The organism is Patescibacteria group bacterium, assembly GCA_028711655.1.
Taxonomy (GTDB): Bacteria; Patescibacteriota; Patescibacteriia; order Patescibacteriales; family JAQTRU01; genus JAQTRU01.
In genome coordinates this window covers 1-1,435 of record JAQTRU010000051.1, presented here as the reverse complement: position 1 = coordinate 1,435, position 1,435 = coordinate 1, and the positions used below count along the sequence as shown (strand labels likewise).

Annotated in this window: 2 protein-coding genes; both read left to right on the top strand. The window is 48.1% G+C overall.

Going from position 1 to position 1,435, the window contains the following annotated elements; translation table 11 throughout:
* On the top strand, nucleotides 1–906 hold a 906-nt coding region (locus PHQ42_04990), incomplete at its 5' end, for a hypothetical protein (protein MDD5072057.1).
* Nucleotides 907–986: 80 nt separating this feature from the next.
* A partial coding sequence (locus tag PHQ42_04985) for a hypothetical protein (GenBank protein MDD5072056.1) occupies nucleotides 987–1,435 on the top strand: 449 nt, incomplete at its 3' end.

The following is a 1,435-nucleotide window of genomic DNA, read 5'->3' as shown; positions in this document are numbered from 1 at the left end:
GGGGATCTTGGTCTCGCATCCGGCCAGGGCAACGTTTACCGGAGGACCGTCGGATCAGTAGGCGGCCAGTTGGCAGATGTCATCGGCAGGATGGATTTAAACATGGTTGACCTCAATAAATTCCAGAATATGAAGGTGAACACTATGGAGATTGCCGAAGACAAAGAATACGGCTATGCTCTTTACGTAGATTTCAGGCAGAACACCCTGTCCATCAATATGAACTGGGAGAAGTGGCCCGCAAGAGATAGCGTGGGCCAATCTGCCCAAATGAGCGACCAGGAGATAGTCGCCATTGCCGACAAATTCTTGGCTGATTACGGCATTAATATAGGGAACTACGGCCCGGGCGAAGTGCAAGAGAATCAGGGTTACGCTATTATGAAAGCCGAATCCAGCCCCGTTTCTGACGTATCTTATATCAGAGATTATGCCAATGTGGTCTATCCGATGGTCATTAATGGCGAGCAGGTTTACGACCAATCAGGCCAAAAGTACGGAATCGGCATCGGAATCGACCTGGCCTACAGAAGAGTGACCAGCGCCTACAACATCAATACAAGCACTTTCGAAAGTTCGGCGTATAATTTAGAAACAGATGCCGAAAAAATTATAAAATTCGTCGAAAACGGCGGCATGTACGGCAACTATCTTTCTCCTGAAGCTACGAAGACCGTCACCGTCGAAGTGGGACAACCGGTAAGGGGACTGCTGATGACTTGGCAATGGGATTCGGCAAGGCCTTACTCGTCCGAGCTTTTTGTTCCGGCCCTCATCTTCCCGATTATTCCTCAAGACGGCCAGACGGATTTTTACAGAACCTATATCACCGTTCCTCTGACAGGAGAGTTGTTTAACCAGCCCGATATTCGCCCGATGCCTTTAGAGACAAAACCCGCTAAGTAGGGTTTGCAAGAGGCCCGCATCTGCGGGCTTTTTGTTTGGGGCCGCTATCAGGTTGTGATACAATAAAAATATAGCAAAACATGAAGACAAAAATACTCATTATTATCTGTGCCATCGCGGTTTTATCCGCTGGCGGATTTTTTGTTTATCAATATACTCCCGCATTCAACAATCCTGATAATCTTTTAGGGGGAGATCGGGACGAGCACGGCTGCATTGGGTCGGCTGGTTATTCCTGGTGCGAGGCAAAACAAAAATGCCTAAGGATGTGGGAGGAAAAATGCGAAACGGACCAGCAGGAATTTCATCCTTCAGCTGATTTACCCGCACCTCCCTCGGGCGCAGTTTCGGTTTATAAGGGATTTTGGATGCCCTCCGGTTTTTATTACGATTATAAGAGCCAATCGATGTCTGATCCGGAAGATTTGAAGGACGCTGGCGCCAACATTGCGAGCATCGCGCCCAATGTTAAAATCAACTCTCGCGGCGAAGTGAAATTCGATGCACCGTTCAGTTATGTAGAACAAAG